Origin of the sequence: Streptomyces sp. NPDC004610 (assembly GCF_040609715.1) — a bacterium.
Classification (GTDB): domain Bacteria; phylum Actinomycetota; class Actinomycetes; order Streptomycetales; family Streptomycetaceae; genus Streptomyces.
Genome location: NZ_JBEXLA010000066.1, coordinates 1 through 19,200, shown reverse-complemented (window position 1 = coordinate 19,200; position 19,200 = coordinate 1). Strand labels below are relative to the sequence as shown.

8 protein-coding genes are annotated in these 19,200 nt (G+C 71.2%); 6 read left to right on the top strand and 2 right to left on the bottom strand.

What is annotated here, in order from left to right:
* Positions 1–94 precede the first annotated feature (94 nt).
* Both ABZX40_RS40155 and ABZX40_RS40150 read right to left on the bottom strand, forming a co-directional pair.
* Positions 95–2,899 carry an FAD-linked oxidase C-terminal domain-containing protein gene (locus tag ABZX40_RS40155; protein WP_355750465.1) on the bottom strand — a complete coding sequence of 935 codons (2,805 nt, stop codon included), beginning with the start codon at positions 2,897–2,899 and terminating at the stop codon, positions 95–97.
* Positions 2,900–3,422: 523 nt separating this feature from the next.
* The gene (locus tag ABZX40_RS40150; protein ID WP_355750468.1) at positions 3,423–4,589 is read right to left on the bottom strand and encodes an aminotransferase class V-fold PLP-dependent enzyme; all 1,167 of its coding nucleotides are present in this window, start codon (positions 4,587–4,589) and stop codon (positions 3,423–3,425) included.
* 344 nt (positions 4,590–4,933) lie between these two features.
* Here ABZX40_RS40150 and ABZX40_RS40145 point away from each other — a divergent pair, with 344 nt between their 5' ends.
* The 6 genes from ABZX40_RS40145 (at position 4,934) to ABZX40_RS40120 (ending at position 19,101) form a co-directional block, all read left to right on the top strand.
* Positions 4,934–6,295 (top strand): SLC13 family permease, encoded by a 1,362-nt coding sequence (locus ABZX40_RS40145; protein WP_355750471.1) that lies wholly within the window; start codon positions 4,934–4,936, stop codon positions 6,293–6,295.
* Between the two features lie 62 nt (positions 6,296–6,357).
* Positions 6,358–7,200 carry a ribosome-inactivating family protein gene (locus ABZX40_RS40140; RefSeq protein ID WP_355750474.1) on the top strand — a complete coding sequence of 281 codons (843 nt, stop codon included), beginning with the start codon at positions 6,358–6,360 and terminating at the stop codon, positions 7,198–7,200.
* 40 nt (positions 7,201–7,240) lie between these two features.
* The gene (locus ABZX40_RS40135; RefSeq protein ID WP_355750477.1) at positions 7,241–11,254 is read left to right on the top strand and encodes a DUF6603 domain-containing protein; all 4,014 of its coding nucleotides are present in this window, start codon (positions 7,241–7,243) and stop codon (positions 11,252–11,254) included.
* A 156-nt stretch (positions 11,255–11,410) separates the two neighbouring features.
* Positions 11,411–13,789, top strand: a complete 2,379-nt coding sequence (locus ABZX40_RS40130; protein WP_355750480.1) for a hypothetical protein — start codon at positions 11,411–11,413, stop codon at positions 13,787–13,789.
* Positions 13,786–17,649 carry a hypothetical protein gene (locus tag ABZX40_RS40125; RefSeq protein ID WP_355750483.1) on the top strand — a complete coding sequence of 1,288 codons (3,864 nt, stop codon included), beginning with the start codon at positions 13,786–13,788 and terminating at the stop codon, positions 17,647–17,649. Before ABZX40_RS40130 ends, ABZX40_RS40125 begins: the two co-directional genes overlap by 4 nt.
* A gap of 63 nt (positions 17,650–17,712) precedes the next feature.
* Positions 17,713–19,101 (top strand): hypothetical protein, encoded by a 1,389-nt coding sequence (locus ABZX40_RS40120; RefSeq protein WP_355750486.1) that lies wholly within the window; start codon positions 17,713–17,715, stop codon positions 19,099–19,101.
* Positions 19,102–19,200 lie beyond the last annotated feature (99 nt).

Below are 19,200 nucleotides of genomic sequence, written 5' to 3'. Positions count from 1 at the left end.
ATCGAGGAGATCGAGGAGGCCCCGGCTCGTCCGTTGTTCGGACGGGCCGGGGTGTGCCGTTCTTCCGGCCATGGCCATGGGTGGCCGTGGGCCGCTAGTCGGTGAGCAGGGCCTCGTGGATCAGTTGCACGGGGTGCCAGGCGTCCCGCTGCGTGCCGTGGAAGATCTGCTGGCGGCAGGAGACCCCCGTGGCGACGATCACCGTCTCCTCCGGTTCCGCCCGCACGGCGGGGAAGAGGCGGTCGTCGCCCACCGTCATCGAGACGTCGTAGTGCTCGGACTCGAAGCCGAACGAACCCGCCATCCCGCAGCAGCCCGCGTCCAGTTCGACCACCTCGGCGCCGGGGATGCGCTTGAGGAGTTCCATGGTGGCGGCCGTGCCGACCTCGGCCTTCTGGTGGCAGTGGCCGTGGTAGAGGAGGCGGCGGCCGGCGGGCCAGGCCGTGTCGCTGAGGCGAAGCCGGCCCGCGTCGATGGCCTCGACGAGGAGTTCCTCGACCTGGCGGACCCGGCCCGAGATGTCCTTGACGGCCTTGTCGCCGGGGAGCATCGCCAAATGCTCGTCGCGCAGGGTCATCAGGCAGGACGGTTCGCAGCCGACGATCGGGGAGCCCGCGGGGGTCGTCTCGGCCAGGAGGTGGGCGAGTTTGAACGCCTTCTCGTTGGCGTCGTCCACCAGGCCCTTGGAGAGGCTGGAGCGTCCGCAGCAGCCGCGGCTCTCCAGGCGGACGTTCCAGCCCGAGGTTTCGAGTAGTTCGATCGCCGCGCGGCCGATGCTGGGCTCGGTGTAGGTGGTGAAGGAGTCGGCGAGGTAGGTGACGGTGCCCTGGGGGGCGGGGGTGTGGGTGTGCTTGCGGTTGCCGTTGCGGTTGAACCAGCGGACCAGGTTGCGGCGCTCGAAGCGGGGCAGCGGGCGGGACGGGGTGATGCCCAGTACGCGGTCCATCAGGCGACGCAGGAGGGGGATGCGGCCGGGGAGGTTGGAGAGGGGGGCCGTCGCCGAGCCGAGGCGGTTGAGGAAGCGGATCGAGCCGAAGATCCGGGAGCGCAGGGGGATGCCGTGCTCGTCGTGGTGGTGGGAGAGGGCCTCCGCCTTGAGGGTGGCCATGTCGACGCCGAGCGGGCACTCGCTCTTGCACGCCTTGCACATCAGGCACAGGTCCAGGACCTCGTGCAGGCGCTCGTCCCCCAGGGCCTTGCGGGGGTCGGGTTCGGAGAGTGCCTTGACCAGGGCGTTCGCCCGGCCCCGGGTCGAGTCCTGCTCGTTGCGGGTGGCCATGTAGGAGGGGCACATCGCGCCGGTGTCGCTCTTGCGGCACAGGCCGATGTTCATGCACCGGTCGGCCGCGCCGCGCATCCCGCCGACGACGTCGAAGGTGAGGCGGGTGCGGAGTTCGGCGGCGGGCGGGAGCGCCGGGTCGCGGAGGTTCTCCGTCATGGCGGGGGCGTCCACGATCTTGCCGGGGTTGAGGCGGTCGTGGGGGTCGAAGAGGCCCTTGACCGCGCGCATCGCCTCGTACAGGTCGTCGCCGAAGATCTCCCGGTTGAACTCGCTGCGGGCCAGGCCGTCGCCGTGCTCGCTGGAGTTGACCCCGCCGTACTCGGTGACCAGGTCCTTGATGCGTTCGGCGACCGTGCGCATGACGGTGACCTGGTGCGGGTCGGCGAGGTCCACGAAGGGGCGGATGTGGAGGCAGCCGACGGAGCAGTGGCCGTAGAAGCCGGCGTCGAGGCCGTGCTCGTCCAGGATGCCTTTGAAGCGGCGGGTGTACTCGGCGAGGTGGAGGGGGTCGACGGCGGTGTCCTCGACGAAGGCAAGGGGGCGCCTGGTGCCCTCGCCCGCCGCCATGAGGAGACCGAGGCTGGATTTGCGGACCTTGAGCAGGGCCGACTGCTGCTGGGGGGTGATGGCCTGGAGGGTGTGGTAGCCGTGGCCGTGGCGCTTCCAGGACGTGGTGAGCTGGCGGAGCTGGTCGATCAGTTCGGTCTCGTCGTCGCCGGTGAAGCTGACGAAGAGGAGGGCCTCCGGGTCGCCCTGGAGGATCGTGCCGAGGGAGGCGTACTCGATCTTCTGGCGGGAGAGGTCGAGGATCGTGCGGTCCATGAGTTCTACGGCGGCCGGGTGGCAGGCGAGGGCTGATTCGGTGGCCTCGATGGCCGCGACGACCGAGGTGAAGTGGCCTACGGCGATGACCGTCCGGCGCGGCTTGGGGACCAGGTCGACCAGCGCCTGGGTGGCGATGGCGAGGGTGCCTTCCGAGCCGACGAGGAACTTCGCCAGGTCGAAGGGGGTGTCGGAGCGGGCGAGGCGGTCCAGGCGGTAACCGCAGGCGCGGCGCCAGAAGTCGGGGAAGCCCTCGGCGATGGCGGCGGCGTTGGCGTGGACGAGGGGTGGGAGGTCGCGGTAGAGGCGGCCCTCCAGGGTGGGGAGGTCCGCGCGCCGCTTGCGCTCGGCTTCGTCCACGGGTTCCAGGCGGGCGGTGCTGCCGTCGGAGAGGACGACGTCCAGGGCTCGGACGTGGTCGATGGTCATGCCGTAGCGCAGGGAGCCGCTGCCTGCGCTGTTGTTGCCGATCATGCCGCCGATGGTGGCGCGGTTGCTGGTGGAGGTGTCCGGGCCGAACATCAGGCCGTGCTCGGCGGCGGCGCGGTTGAGCTGGTCCTGGACGACGCCGGGTTCCACGAGGGCGGTGCCGGCTTCGGGGTCGAGGTCGATGATGCGGTTCATGTGGCGGGAGAAGTCGAGGACGAGGCCGGGGCCGACGGTCTGGCCGGCGAGGCTGGTTCCCGCTCCGCGGGCGAGGACGGGGATGTCGTACTCGGCGGCGGCGGTGACGGTGGCCTGGACGTCGGCGGTGTGGCGGGGGAAGACGACGCCGCGGGGGGTGATGGAGTACATGCTCGCGTCGCGCGAGAAGAGGTGGCGGGTGTAGTCGTCGAAGGCGACCTCGCCTTCGAGGGCTTGGGTGAGGTGGTGGTGGAGGGCTTGGTCTTCGGGGGGGGGAGGTGGGGGGTGGTGGGGTGGAGGGTGAGGTGGAGGGTGGGGTGGTGCGGGTTTGGGGGTGGGGGTGGGGTGGGGTCATGGGGCGGCTCCGGGGGGTGGGAGGGGGTGCGGGTGGGTGTTTTCGGGTGCGGGTGGGTGGTCGGGGTTTTGCGCAGTTCCCCGCGCCCCTGGGGGGGTGCGTTTTCGGGTGCGGGTGGGTGGGGGGATTTCGCGCAGTTCCCCGCGCCCCTGGGAGGGGTGGGATTTCGGGTGCGGGTGCGTGGGGGGAATTCGCGCAGTTCCCCGCGCCCCTGGGAGGGGTGGGATTTCGGGTGCGGGTGGGTGGGGGGATTTCGCGCAGTTCCCCGCGCCCCTGAGGGGCCCTGGGGTTCAGGGGGGCGGATGGGGGGCCGTCGGGTTGGGTTGGGGGGTGTTGTTGTTATGGGGTGCGGAGGGTGTCCAGGGCTGTGGGGAGGCCCTGGGGGTTGGTGGGGAAGCCGGCCAGGTCCAGGCCCATCTGGACGCCTGCGAGGGTGCCTGCCAGGGTCAGGTCGTTGAAGTGGCCGAGGTGGCCGATGCGGAAGATGCGGCCGGCCAGTTTGCCGAGGCCCGCGCCCAGGGACATGTCGAAGCGCTCAAGGATGATCTTCCGGACCTTGTCCGCGTCGTGGCCGTCGGGCATCAGGACGGCGGTGAGGGAGCCGGAGTGTTCGCGTTCGTCGGCGCAGAGGACTTCGAGGCCCCAGCCGCGGACGGCAGCGCGGGTCGCGGCGGCGTGGCGGGCGTGGCGGGCGAAGACCTCGGGGAGTCCCTCCGCGGCGAGCAGGTCGAGGGCCTCGGAGAGGGCGTAGAGCAGGTTGGTCGCGGGGGTGTAGGGGAAGTAGCCGCGGCGGTTGGCCTCGATGATCGGGGTCCAGTCCCAGAAGGACTTGGGGAGGCGGGCGGTGCGCGAGGCGGCCAGGGCCTTCACGCTGATCGCGTTGAAGCTGAGGCCCGGCGGGAGCATCAGCCCCTTCTGTGATCCGGCGACGGTGACATCGACGCCCCACTCGTCGTGCCGGTAGTCGATGGAGCCGAGGGAGGAGATGGTGTCGACCAGGAGGAGAGCGGGGTGGCCGGTGGCGTTCAGGGCCTCGCGGATCTCCGGGATGCGGCTGGTCACGCCGGTGGAGGTCTCGTTGTGGACGACGCAGACCGCCTTGATGGACTGGGTGATGTCCGCTTCCAGTCGGCGGGTCAGCTCGGCGGGGTCGGCGCCGTGGCGCCAGTCGCCGGGGACGAAGTCCACCTCCAGGCCGAGGGAGCGGGCCATGTCCTGCCAGAGGGTGGCGAAGTGCCCGGTCTCGAAGCACAGCACCCGGTCCCCCGGACTGAGCGTGTTGACCAGCGCCGCTTCCCAGGCTCCGGTGCCGGAGGCGGGATAGATCACGACCGGTCCCTCGGTGCCGAACACCGGCTTGATGCGCTGGAGCAGTCCGAGGGTCAGCTCGGCGAACTCGGGGCCCCGGTGGTCGATGGTCGGGGCGGACATGGCGCGCAGCACCTGGTCGGGGACGTTGGTGGGGCCGGGGATCTGGAGGAAGTGGCGGCCGGTGTGGAGAGTCATCTGGGAAAGCTCCTCCCTAAGGCTTGTGCCGTGAGGCGGCACGCTATACCGTCATGTGGCATGGCGGAGCATAGATACCGCCCAGCGAGGGAGTCAATGGACGGGATAACCTCCAGAAAGTTCCGTCGCACCCTCTTGACGCATGCCGATTTACGGGGCTTCCATACTCCCCATCGCGGAACTTGCCTTCCGCATAACGGAATTCACTGCGTCGGGATGCCGGAACGGGACACGCCGGCACCATGCCGGGCCACGGCACACCCACCTCTTTTCCCCCGCCCTCCCCCACAGGGCCGCGCCGGTGCGCCCGCACCATGACCGTCGACCGAAGGCGAGGAAGCCTCGTGTCAGATCACGTCATCTCCATCATCGCGCTGGCGTTGGTATTCACCATCGCCACCTTTACCTCCGTACATATGGGGGCGCTGGCGATCGTCGCCGCGTTCCTTGTCGGCACATTCTTCGTCCACGAGACCACGGACGAGATTTTCGGCGGCTTTCCGGGCGATCTGTTCGTCGTCCTGGTCGGCGTCACCTTTCTTTTCGCCATCGCCAAGAACAACGGCACGGTGGACTGGCTCGTCCACGCCTCCACCCGGGCGGTGCGCGGTCGTATCGCCCTGATTCCCTGGGTGATGTTCCTGGTCACGGCCGTGCTGACGTCGGTCGGCGCGGTGGTGCCGGCGGCGGTCGCGATCATCGCCCCGATCGGGATGGGATTCGCCGTCCGCTATCGCATCAATCCGGTGCTGCTCGGGCTGTTCATCATCAACGGGGCGAGCGCCGGGGGATTTTCACCCATCAGTATCTTCGGGTCCATCACCAATGGGGTGGTGGAGCGCAACGATCTGCCGGGGAATCCGACGCTGCTGTTCGTTAGTTCGTTTGTGTTCAATGTTGTGTTGTGTGTGATTGTCTTCTTCATGTTCGGGGGGCGAAAACTGCTCGGGCGGCGGGCGGACGATCTGACGGACGCCTTGGGCGGTGGCACGGGGACGGCGCCCCGGGGCGGGGCGGGTACGCCGTCGGGGGGCGGCGGCACCGCACTGCGCACGGCTCCCGCCGCCACCACCAGTACGGTCACCCTCGACGACCCCACCGGCCTGCGCCTCAACCGGGTCCGCGTCCTCACCCTGATCGGGCTGCTCGGGCTGGTGGTCGGGGCGCTCTTCTTCGATCTGAACGTGGGGATGCTCGCGCTGACCGTGACCGTCGTGCTGTCGCTGCTCTCCCCCGAGTCCGCCAAGGGTGCCGTGGACCGGTGTGCCTGGTCGACCGTGCTGCTGGTCTGCGGGATCGTCACCTTCGTCAGCATGATGGAGCGCATCGGCACCATCGACTGGCTCGGGACGAGTGTCGCCGACATCGGCGCGCCGCTGCTGGGGGCACTGCTGATCTGCGGGATCGGGGCGGTGGTGTCCGCGTTCGCGTCCACCACGGGCATCCTCGGCGCGCTGATCCCGCTCGCCGTGCCGTTTCTGCTGGCCGGTGAGGTCGGGGCGGTCGGGATGGTGACCGCCCTCGCGATCTCGTCGTCGGTGGTCGACTCCTCGCCGATCTCCACGAGCGGGGCGCTGGTGACGGCGAACGCGCCGGAGGAGCAGCGGGAGGTGGTGTTCCGCAGGCTGATGACCTGGGGGATGAGCATGGCGGTGATCGCACCGCTGGTGACCTGGACGATCTTCGTGGTGCCCGGCTGGCTCTGAGCGGATCTTCGCCCGTTCTGTCTCAGGGGGTGTCGTTCGGTATAACCCGCACCTTCCCTCCCATGTCCGAAAACTCCTCCTCCGGCCCGTCACAGGCTTGCGCGTTCCGCCATCCGGCGGAGAGCCTGTGGCGGGCCACGGCGGTGTTCAATCCGGTGGGGGGATTGCGGGGAATGGTTGCGCCTGCGGACATTCATGCCTACAGATTAGAAGTCCCGTACAAATCTCCATACCGCGCGATGATCAAGTTTCTCCGCGCGCGGTTCGCGTCGTACACCCCGGGCAGTCAGGGCGACGCGCGATTCTTCCGGGTCGAAGTGACGCTGGTGGACGGCCAGGTGCGTCTGTACTTTCTCAAGGAGAATCTGTACCTGGAGGGTTGGTCAATCCTGCACCTCGGCACGGAACACTATTTCGCCGTGGACAAGATCCCAGGAATGACCCCACAGGGTCTCAATGATGCCGCTCCCCGCATACCCATTTCACTTGCTTACACCGGAGACATTTCAGCGGATCATCTCTCCGGGCAGAAGCTGCTCGGAGACCTACAGACTCTCTACCACTATCTACGCAAGATAGTAACTCAGGTAAGACACGAAGAGGACCAGGCCACAGCCGAAGCCGCATTTCACAGAACCATTCGGATGACTGCGGAGATGGCCCGATTCGGGGGATTCCATAAAAGCCTCATGGACGGCTGGCCGGCGCCATGGTCCCAGGGCACTGTGCTCAAGCCGGTGGACAAGCGTGTGAACCCAGACTTCTCATGGGCGGTGAACTCATGGGACGCCCTGTCGCGGAAACTCCGCGGGGAGGCCAACCGCTGTGAGTTCGAGGGTCTCCCGGTGCCCCGGCCGGTGGCCGAACTGATACTGGACAACGGCGCCCCAACCCATCCCCGCTGACCGGACATCACCCGCACCGCGATCCGACAGAGGGGGTTCGATGGATCTCGACGCTCTGCGCACGCATCTCACCGGCCTGGGCCGGCCACCCGCCCTGCGCTCCACCGACAGCGCGCTCCCCGCTCCACTCACGGACATGCTGGCCACGTTCCCCGACGGCACCTGCCAGGGAACGGCCGACTCGGGTGCGGCGGAGATCGACGGCGGGCGCACCAGACTGACGCTCACCCTCACCTGCGCGTCCACCACCTGGCCGGTCGGCGGACACGTCACGCTCGCGGTGACCGGCGTGACCCTGACCGTGGCAGCGGACGGCACCGTCAGCCTGGTTCTCAGCGGCGCCCTCGATGCCGTCGAGGTGGTGGCCACCGTGACCGAGGGCACGGATGGGCGCCTCACCGCCGAGGTACGCCCACGGAAGCCGGGGGCATTCACCGATGAACTGGACAAGCTGGGTGGACTCCTCAGCGATGCGTCCATCTGGCAGAGCGCGCGAGAAGGGCTGGTCACCCTCGACTTCGCGGCCCGCGACGTCGCCGGGTTCGACTACCGGCTGACCCCCAGAGATGGAGCCGTACCGGCCGCCTACGACGTGACGTCCATGGCCGTCGTCGCCGCGCTCGACATCAAGGGACTGGGCCTGGACATCGCTCTGTGGCTGCCCGACCTGACCATCGAGGGCACCCCGCACGACAGAAAGCCGGTCAACGTCCGCTCACTGCTGAACTCGTTCGGTATACCCGGGGACGAGATACCCGCCGGACTGACCATCAGTGACTTACGGGTCGACGCGCTTCTCGGTGAGGCGTACTTCATCACCATGACGGTCACGGGCGGCTGGGACATCGGACCCCTTTCCCTGACATCCATGTCCATGTCCCTGTACTACGAACCGGCCGCGCAGTTCGTGGCCATGGTGTCCGGCACCATTTCCCTCGGTCACTCCATCGACATAGAGGTCAGCGCCGCCCAGAGCGGTGGCGGCTGGGCCTTCAACGGCGGGCTCGCAACCGGCAAGGAGATCGGCATCGGGGATGTCCTCAGCGCCCTGCGCCTTCCCGATGTCCCCGAGCCGTTCAAGTCCCTGGAACTCACCAGCCTCTGGCTCTCCTTCGACACCGGCACCAAGGCCGTCGACTTCACCTGCCAGGGCCGTATCACCATCGCCGACGGCATCACCGCCACCCTCTCCCTCACCATCACCCGCGACGGCGCCGCCACCCGGTACGGCGGCACCCTCGATGTCGATGGGTTCACCTTCGGGGTCACGCTCGATGAGGAGAAGAGCGGGACCGATCTCCTCGTCGCCACCTATCACTCCCCCGAGGACGCCGACGCGGGTGCCAAGGTCAGTCTCAGGGACTGGGTCGCGCACTTCTCCGCCGAGCTGGCCGCCGATATCCCCGAGGGTCTGCGCATCGAGTTGAAGGACGCCAAGTTCGTCCGGGTCAAACCGCAGGGCGGGCCCGCGCAGTTCGTCGTCGGCGTCGATCTGTCCGCCGGGATCGATCTCACCGAACTGCCCCTCGTCGGCGGGTTCCTCGCCGAGATCGGCGGCAGCCTCGCCGTCGACAACCTCCAGGTGCTGTACGCGTCCGGGGTGATCGACGCCGCCGCGACCGGCGCCGCCAACGCGCTGCTCGCGCAGGCCCAGGTGGTGGCGTTACCGGCGGGCGGACTGAAGGGCGGGCCCGCCGCGCTCGCGGAGCTGCGGATCGGCGAGGAGCGCACCCCGGTCGCCCTCGGTCTGCCCGCCACGAGCGGTACTTCATCCGCGGGGAACGGCAGCGCCGGTACCGGTACCGGTACCGGGGACACCTCCGGCAACACGCCCGCCGCCCCCGCCAAAGCCACCGGTACCCCCTCCACCTCCGGCGTCTGGATCACCGTCCAGAAGACCATCGGCGTCGTCCAGATCAACCGCGTCGGGATCATCTACCAGCACAACACCCTGCTCTTCGGGCTCGACGCCGGGATTCAGCTCGGGCCGCTCGGGATGTCGCTGGACGGGCTGGCCGTCGGGTCGTCGCTGGAGCGGTTCGCGCCCGCCTTCCGGCTCGACGGGGTCGGCATCGGGTATGTCGCCCCGCCGATCGAGATCGAGGGCGCGCTGCTGCATCTGCCCGACGACCAGCTCGACGAGGACGTGGCGTTCCAGTACGACGGGACGGCGACCGTCGCCGTGCCGGACTTCTCGCTCGCGGCGGTCGGCTCCTACGCACAGCTCAAGAGCGGGGAACCGTCCCTGTTCGTGTTCGCGCAGGTCGAGGCCCCGATCGTGGCGGCGCCGCCGATTCTGATCACCGGGCTGATGGCGGGGTTCGGGTTCAACCGGGAGCTGAAGCTGCCGACGCCCCGCGAGGTGTCCGGGTTCCCGCTACTCGCCCTGAACAAGCAGGGTCCCGACGCCAATCTGAAGCCCTCCGGGATGCTGGAGGTGCTGGAGGGGCGGGCCTCCGCTGTCCAGGGCAGTCCGCCGCGCAAGTGGATCGCCCCGCGCCAGGGGTCGTACTGGCTGGCCCTCGGGATCGAGTTCAGCGTCGCCGAGGTGGTCAACTCCAAGGTGCTGCTGGCCGCCGAGTTCGGTGCGGAGCTGGCGCTCGCCGTGCTGGGGACCGCTACGGTCCAGCTGCCGATGCCGGCCGAGTCGGCGACCCGTACCTATGTGTACGCGGAGCTGGGTCTTGAGGCGGTGATCCAGCCACTGGTGGGGAGCTTCATGCTGGCCGCCGAGCTGGCGCCGGTGTCGTACGTGCTGACTCCGGACTGCCATCTCACCGGCGGGTTCGCGGCGGCGGTGTGGTTCGGGCCCCATCCGAACGCGGGGCAGTTCGTGGTCACCCTGGGCGGCTATCACCCGTCGTTCCGGCGCCCCGCCTCCTATCCGGACGCGCCACGGCTCGGGATCAAGTGGGCGGTGAGCGACAAGGTGACGATCACCGCGGAGGCGTATCTCGCGGTGACGCCCTCGTGCGCGATGGCCGGGGGGCGGCTGAGCATCGTCTTCCACGCGGGGGACTTCCGGGCCTGGTTCACGGCCCAGGCCGATGTGCTGGTGTCCTGGCGGCCGTTCTCCTTCGACGCCCGGATCTCGGTGAGCATCGGCGCCTCGTACACCGTCAACATCGGGGCCATCCACAAGACGATCAGTGCCTCCGTCGGCGCCGATCTGGAGGTGTGGGGCCCGCCGACCGGGGGCTCGGTCACCGCCCATTTCGTGGGGTTCTCCAAGACCATCGGTTTCGGGCCCCCGCGCGACGGCGGGGAGGTGGCGGCCCTCGGCTGGGACGACTTCGCGAGCATGCTGCCGAAATCGGCGGACGTCATCACCATCGGGCCCGTCAACGGCATCGACAAGACCGCCGAGGACACCGGACCCGACCCCGCGAGCAGCGGCAAGATCTGGTACGCCCGCGCCCGCGACCTGCGGTTCTTCACCCAGTCCGCGCTGCCCGCCAGTCATCTGCGGCTCGGCGAGGACCCCTTGGCCTCCCCCGCCGCCCACGACACCGCCGGTGTCGACATCCGCCCCATGAACCGCACCGGCCTCGTCGGCGAGCACCGCCTGCGGCTGTACCACGAGGACGAGGCGGCCCCGCTGGACGGCTGGACCGTCACCGCCCGCACCCACAATCTCGCCGCGTCCCTGTGGGGCGCCCCGCCCTCCCCGTTCACCCACACCCCGGACGCGCCGGACGCGGAGGTACTGCCCGGCCGCCCGGTCGGCTACGACCTCCAGGCGCCCCGCCCCGAACTGGCCGCCTCACGCGGGGTGTTCCCGCTCGGCGAGTACAGCGCCGACGAGATCCCGCCCGGCCTCGCCCCCCTGCCCACCTCACCCGTCGCCGACCGGGACTACGTCTCCGTACCCGACGACTCGTGCGTCGCGCGGATCGGGCAGACCGACCGGGGGACAGCACGGGCCGGACGCGACCAGGTGGGCGCGGCGCTGGCCGACGCCGGGCTGCTCAAGGACCCGGGGGACGGGCTGGCCGCGCTGGCGGCGGGAGCGGCGCACCTGTACCAACGGGCGCCGCTGGTGCAGAACCCGTAGGACCCATAGGACACCTAGGGCTCGTAGGACACCTAGGGCCCGCACCGCCGGTGCCCCACCCCGCAGAACCCCCAAGACCCGCCCCCAAGACCGCCCCAAGCCCCGCCCCCAGACCGCGACAGACCGCGACAAGCCGCGACCCGAGGGAGCCCGTACGTGAGCGCGAGCCAGAGCCCGCAGCACCCCGCCCGCGACACCATCCCCGTCGGGGACATCGAACTGCACGACCACTATCTGCCCGCCCTGTCCGCCGGTGACTACCGGATCGAGGCCACGCACGCCCTGCGCACCGGCACCGGGGCGGGCGCGGGGACCGTCGGGGGGACGTTCCGGGCCGTGCAGCGGTTCACCGTGCGGGCGCCCCAGGTGGCCGTCGACACCACGGCCGTGCTCGCCCGGCAGCCGCCGGACGCCTCCGAGGGGCGGTTCGCGGAGGTGCTGCCGCATGTGGTGCTGGGCGATCCGATGCTGCCGTGGGAGCGTCCGCTGCGCGGGGCGGACCGGGGCGCTCCCTGGCTGGCGCTGCTGGTCCTCACCGATGACCAGTTGCTCGGCGGGACGGGGTCCCCGAACCGGAGCGAGTCGAGCACCGTGGGCGCCTTCCTCGCCGACGACCCGGAGGTGCTCAAGCCCGATCTGCGGCGGGAGTCCGACATCGGGCCCGACGACCCCTGCGAGGTCATCCGGGTGCCGGCCACCGCGTTCGCGCAGGTGGCGCCCCGGCTGGCCGAACTGCCGTATCTCGCGCACTGCCGGGGCGCCAACACCGGGGACCGGCCGATCCTGGGGATCCAGGAGGACGGGCTGTTCTCGGTGGTGGTCGCGAACCGGTTCCCGGCCGCCGCCCGGCCCGGCTCGCCCGCCGAGGCCCGTACCAAGAACATCGTCCATCTGGTGTCGCTGGAGGGCCATGAGCGGCTCCTCGGGTCCGGGGCGCCGGACTTCCGGGGGCGTACGTCGGTGGCGCTGCTGTCGCTGTGCGGGTGGTCGTTCTGGGCGGACCCGGACGGCAAGGCGCACTTCCGGGCGCTGGCCGAGGGGCTCGCCCACACCCCGGACGGCTCACGTCCGGCGACCCGGGAGGAGATGTGGCTGCGGCTGCCTTCCCCGTACCAGGACACCGACGGTGTCCCGGCCGCCCGGCGGCAGGTGGCCCGGCGGATGGGCGACGGGTATGTGCCGCTGCCGTACCGGACCCGGTCGGGCGAGCGGACGTTCGGCTGGTACCGGGGGCCGCTCACCCCCGTGCTGCCCGCCGCCGTGGACCGGGTGGCGACCGCCACGAGCGCGGACGCCCTGCTCGGCTACGACCCGGGGTGGGGCAGCTTCGATGTGTCGCTGGCCGCCGCGTTCGAGACGGGCCGGTCGCTGGCGCTGGCCGACGCGGCCTTCGTGCAGCAGCTGATCGCCTTCAAGCGGGCCACGCACGATCTGGTCGACACCCTCTACCACCGGGACACCAGCAGTCATCTGCCGGCCGGGGGCGGGCCGGGGGACGGCAGCGCGCGGGCCGCGTTCGCGGCGCTGCTGGACGGGCCGCTGCTCGCCACGCTGAAGGCGGCACCGGTACGGCCCGAGGACCCCTGGTCGCCGCCCGCGCCCGAACCCCCGCCGAGCGACCCGAGCGCCGACCTGGACGCCTATCTGCGCTCCGACGCGGCCCGTACGGCGCTCACCCGGGCGCTGGACGAGGACGCCGGGCTGAAGGAGCGCCTGGCCCCGGTGGTGGACTGGCTGGCCCGGCTGCTGCTGCTGTACGGCGTGCCGTTCGCGCAGTTGGTGCCGGACGCGCGGATGCTGCCGCCGGAGTCGCTGCGGTTCTTCCACACCGACCCGAACTGGCGGGACGCGCTGATCGGCGGGGCGCTGGGGATCGGCGCCCAGTCGAGCCGGGACACCCTCCAGGACGAGATCGTGGCCGCCGTGGTGCGGGCTGCGGTGGCGGACGCGGCCTCCCGGCACCGGGACGAGCGGCGCGAGGTCGCCGGGGACGCCCCCGGGGGGCCGCTCGGCACGGTGTGCGGGCTGCTGGTGCGCTCCGGGCTGGTGTCCGGCTGGCCGAATCTCGCGGTGCGGGCGGTGGACGCGGCGGGGACGGCGCTGCCGGTACTGCGGATGGACCGTCTCTCCCCGGCCGTGCTGCTGTGCCTGTTCAACGGGGTGCCCGCCACGGTCGAACTGGCCGAACCGCAGGAAGGGTTCCGGTTCGGGGTGGAGGACGACGGGCTGATCCCGCTGCGCAGTCTGCTGCCGGACGCCGGGCCCCGGCTGCCGCTGGGCGAGCAGCTCGGCGCCGATGTCGACTTCGACGTCCTGGCCCATCTGCGGCCGTCCGCCGACCCCGGCGTCCGGGTCCTGGACCTGGGGTCGCTGATTCCCGCGCTGGAGATCGCCCTGGACCGCGCGCACGGCACGCCCGTGGGCCCGGTCGGCCCGGCCGATCTCGCCCTGCAACTGGTCAAGGTGCCCGAGGCGATCCGGTTCGACGGCCCGGACGGGGACCGCTTCCCGGCGACTGGAGGAACCCCCGCATGAGCAGCTCACCGGTCTCCCCCGGCTCCCCCGCCGCCCCCCTCACCCTCGTCGTACCGGTCGGGCTCGACGCGCTCGTGGTGACCCCGGCCGTGCTGGGCCGGGACGGCTTCCGCACCTGGCGGCAGAACTACCTCGCCCTGCGCGACTACATGAGCCCCGAGCCCGAGGAAGGGGACCGCCAGAGCGACGACCCGCTGTTCCGGCACACCGGGGTGCATCTGCACTGGACGCTGCCGCGCGGACTGCGCCACGGGGTGGAGGACCCGGCCACCGGCGCGATCGGCTACCCGCTGCTGCCCAACCGCTGGCTGGTCACCCGGTTCAGCGGCGGTGCCCGGCGGCAGCTGCGGGCCTGGGTGATCGAGAGCGACTGCCCGCACACCTCGTACGCGGCACAGCGCGGGCACGCCCTGGAGCGGTCCAGCGCCTCCCTGGTCGGCACCGGCACCCTGGACGCCTGGCGGGCCAGCGCCGACCCCTATCGCAGCGCCCGGACGTCCAAGTCGGTACAGGTGTCGATCGGGCTGGCCTTTCCGCACTCCGACGCCACGCCCTGGACGGAACGGGCCGGGCGGGACCCGCTGTTCCTCACCGCGATGAGCGCGGGCGACCCGCACTTCACGACGTACGCCCCGCACAACTCCCATGTGCTGTCCTTCGTCGACGATCTCTCCGACGTCCTCGGCGCGGACACCCTCGGCTACCAGGTCGTCGGCTGGTACTCGGATCCGGGCGCCGATGTCCTGGCCGCCCTCCCCCCGGACACCACCTATGCCGAACTGCTGGCCCGGCTCGGCTGGCAGGACCCCCGGCTCACCGGCAACCCGGTGCTGGACGGTGACCTCGCCCCGGCCGTGCGCAGCCTCTACCAGGGGCTGGCGCTGACCGTGCGCTGGGACCCGGCCGCGTCCACCCCGCCCGCCCCCGATCCGCTGCACTCCGTCAAGGACAGCGGGGCGCTGAACGTCTCCCTGGGCAGCACGACCGAGGACGCGTTCACCGCGCTCGCCGGGCACGCCCTGAAGGCCACCGGCGCCCACCCGGCCGCCGAGGACATGCAGTTGCTGCGGGCGTTCCTGCACGATGTGCTGTCCGTCGCCGACGAGAAGGGCGGCGACGAGCGGGTCCGGCGCGCGGTCCACGCGGCCTCGTTCGGCGCGGCGTCGGGCGGCTACCGGTGGACGGTGACCCCGCCGCCGGCCGATCAGTCAGCCGATCAGTCACCTACTCCGTCAGCCGATCAGTCACCGGACGACCCGCCACCGCCGCCGTTCACCCCGCCTGCCTGGCTGACCACCCTCAACGACGACCAGGAACGGCTGGACGCCCTCCTGGGTGAGGTGTACGACCTCCAGTGGCGGCTGAACTCGCTCTGGCTGAAGCAGGGGCTGCTCGGCATCCTGGACCCGCGGCCGGTGGGGGCGCCGGACCAGGAGGATCTCCAGGCCGAACTCGACCCCACCCGGGCGGGCTCCCTCGCCCACACCGTGCGGGAGCGGGCCGGTCAGGCGCGGGAACTGGCCGCCCGGGTGCCGCAGCCCGCCCCGCTGGCCCCGGGCGCGGACGCCCATGACGCGCCGGCCGCCGGGATCCGTGCCTTCGCCGCGGCCAGAGGGCTGCCCGAGGGGGCCGCGCTCAAGGCGGTGCCCCGGCCCGCGTTCTGGCGGGGCGTCAATCCGGTGGTGAGCGTGTCGGGGATCATGCCGCCGGGTGACGCCGTCGTCCAGGACGGCCCGCTGCCCACCCGGCCGCTCACCCAGGGCTCCCCGGCCGCGCCGGTCACCGCCCTCACCGTCGGCGGACGGTCGCTCACCGCGGCACCCGGGCAGGGGCCGATGCCGGGGCTTCCCGGCCTCGCCGGGCTCCCGGACGGGATCGCCGGGCTGCTCGCCGAGTACTTCCTGCTGGACCCGGGCAACGCCGCCGCCCTCGCCGGGAGCACCTCCGGGGTGTCCACCGCCCAGGTCGGCGAGGCCCTCGCCGCGCACCGCCCCGCCGACTACACCGGCACCCTGCCCGCGCGGGGCCTCGACCCCTGGAACCAGCCCTGGGAGCCGCTGTTCATGGAGTGGCGGACCTCCTACAGCCATATCCCGCACAGCGCGGGCGGCCAGGACTGCTGGGTCTTCGACGGCACCGACTACCGCTATGTGCCGGGCTCGGCGCCCGCCCCGAAGACGATCGCCGTGACCGGGGTCTCCGCCCTCGGCCCGCATCCGCGCACCCTGTTCGCGGCCCGGCTGAAGGAGTTCGTCACCCGGCACGGCTCCGACCTCCAGCGCGACCGGCTCGGCTCCTGGCTGGACGAGATCGGCGACTGGGGTGTCCTCGCCCAGGAACTGACCGGCTTCAACGAACGGATCGCGGCCCGGGACACCCGCGCCTTCCGCCGCCCCACTCCCCAGGACCGGCACTTCACCGAGGTCGCGGGCCTGGCCGGATTCCCCGACGCCGAGTCCGAGGACGCGCTGCCCGCCCGGTACCGGGGCCGGGTCACCAGCGTCCCGTACCTCCCCGGCGGGGAGAGCGCCGAGTTCCACGCCACCCGGCAGGGCCAGATCCATCTGGCGGAGCTGTTCCTCTACGACAAGTTCGGCCGGGTCCTCGATGTGGTCAGCCCCGACACCAAGCAGGGCGGGCTGCACGACCACCGCAACTTCCCGCTGGTCATCGACTCCGGTCTGACCACCGAGTCCTCCCTCACCCCGACCGTCGCCGCCGTCGCCCAGCTCCCGCCGCGCCCGCTCCAGCCCGCCCGGCTCGACTTCGACCTCCTCGACGCCGCCACCGGCACCCGGGTGGTGGAGACCGCCGCCGACCCCAGCCCCGTCACCGGCTGGCTGCTGCCCAGCCACCTCGACGGCAGCCTGCTGCTGTACGACCCCGAGGGCCGCTTCCTCGGCACCTACCGCACCCTCGCCGACGGCACCGGCGCCCGTACCGGCCAGTGGGAACCCCCGCCCGACGGCACCCTCACCACCCTCGCCGAGGTCGCGGCGCTCGCCCCGGTGATCGCCGGTCTGCTGGGCTCCCGGCGGCTCGGCGACGAGGCCAACCTCAGCGCGTTCCTCGATGTCATCGACTCCACGCTGTGGACCACCGACCCGCTGGGCCGCCGCACCGACCAGACACTGTCCGCGCTCATCGGACGGCCGCTGGCACTGGTCCAGGCACGGCTGCGGCTGGCCCTGGACGGGCCGCCGCTGCGCGCCACCGGCTGGCAGGCCAGCCTCGACCCCCCGGCGCCCGCCTTCACCGCCGACCCGTTCGCCGTCCGCCTCGGCGACCAGCCCGCCCGCGACGACGGCCTGATCGGCTTCTACCGGGGCACCGCCGACGGCGGCTACGACTACGAGCGCTTCGACAGCGTCACCGCCCCCGACGACGGCCAGGACCTCATCGTCCGCATCGGCCCGCCCGGCACCCCCGAACCGTCGGCCCCGGCCAACTACCTCCGGCTCACCTTCAGCGACCCCGACCCCACCCGGCTGCTGCTCCTCATCGACCCGCGCGCCGGCGTCCACGCCGTCACCGGCATCACCCCCACCGCCGCCGTGACCGTAGCCCAGCAGCATGTCGACGGCCCGCTCCGCCGCCTCCAGGCCCTCTTCCGCTTCGGCCCGGTCGTCGGCGGCGCCGCGGAGGACGGCCCGGTCCCCTTCCCGCGGCCCAGCACCCGGCACGGCACCTGGTCCTGGCTGAGCCCGCACCCGCCGCCGGGCGGCCCCTGGACCCCGTACGACCTGGCCCCGGCACCGGCCGACGCCCGCTTCCCGGACCGTCCGCCCACGCTCGAAGAGGGGCTGCTGCGCCTGCTCCCCGACCTCGACACCGACCAGCCGGACCAGTCCAACCAGTAAGCGTTCCACCGCACCACCGCACCACCGCTCCCGCTGACGCACGCCCGTATCAGGAGGTCCCGCATGTCCGATCAGCCGCTGCTCACCTACCGGGTCGCCACCAGTCCGGCGCCGCTCCAGGCCGGTACCCAGGGGACCAACTCCCAGGGCCGGATCGCCATCACGGTGACCGCCGGAGCCGATGACACCTACTGCGACTGGATCCAGATAGCCGTGCCGGGCGACGCGAGCGGCGGGGGCGGGTACTTCACCGGCGACCCGAAGCCGGTGTTCTCCTCAGACGGCAACTGGATCCCGGGGGCCATGGTCCAGGTGACCGCCGAGCACCTGGGGCTCTCCGGTGAGGGCGTGTTCTACCGGTCGATCTTCCACTACCAGGGCGACGACGGCGAGCCGTTCGCCGGGCCGGTCCACCTCGGGGTCAGCGGCGAGCTGGTGGACAGCACCGGCACCCTCGAACTCCGGATCACCGAGCACTCCGACACCGACTCGGACCCCGAGGAATTCACCTCGCACCACAAGTCCGTCCCGCTGCCCGTCACCGAGCCCGCCTTCTATCTGAACGCCTTCCTGGCCCGCGACGACGACAGCGCCACCGCCCCGAAGACCAAGTTCTCCAGCACCGCCAACCCCTACCTCTCCTGGGAGAGCAACGGCTCGAACTACCGGCTGTACGACGGTGACGGGGAGATCCTCTACGACGGCCCCGACACCTTCTTCACCCTCCCCGACGGGGCCATCGCCTCGGACACCACCTTCACGGTGGAGGCGTCCCTGGCGTCGGGGGGCGGCGGCGGCTTCGAGCCGGTCTACCAGTACGCCGTCCTCACCCTCACCGTGAAGGACCCGACGCTGGAGCGGCTGACGGTCGAGGGCGAGATCTCGGGCCGGTCCGGGCTGGACCTGAGCGGCAGCGCGACGGTGGGCAGCTGGCTGTCGGTGAGCGGCTGGGCGACCGTCGGCAACACCCTCTCGGTCAGCGGCAACGTCACCGCGCAGGACAGTCTCACGGTGCACGGCTACCTGAACGCCAAGAGCGAGCTGTACGCCGAGAGCGGCTTGCAGGTCAGCGGCACCCTGGAGGCCAACGGCGATCTCAACGTCAGCGGCGACCTGAACGCCAACAACACCCTCAACGCCTACGGCCAGGTCAACGCGGTCAGCAACGACCACTACGTCCGCATCCGCGAACTACGCGGCCCGCTCTACGAGAAGCTCTCCATCAACAGCAATCTCGATGTGCTGACGGGGTGCAGTGTCACCACGGCGGAGGACATCTGGGCCAAGGGCAGCAAGGTGATCGCCAACAACTCCACCGTCTCCCTCTGGAACAACCACTACAGGGGCTACTTCTACGCGACGATGTTCGTCGACGACAGCCGCCGCCAGGTGGCGGTCTGGGACCCGGGCAACGATGTGAACTCGGCGCAGTGGCAGATCTCCTTCGACTGACGGGGGCCTAGGAGTTGTCTTCAATTGTCACGCCCACATCAGGAGCGATGCGAGGGTGACGGCTGCCTGGTAGGACTCGGCGGTCTTGTCGTAGCGGGT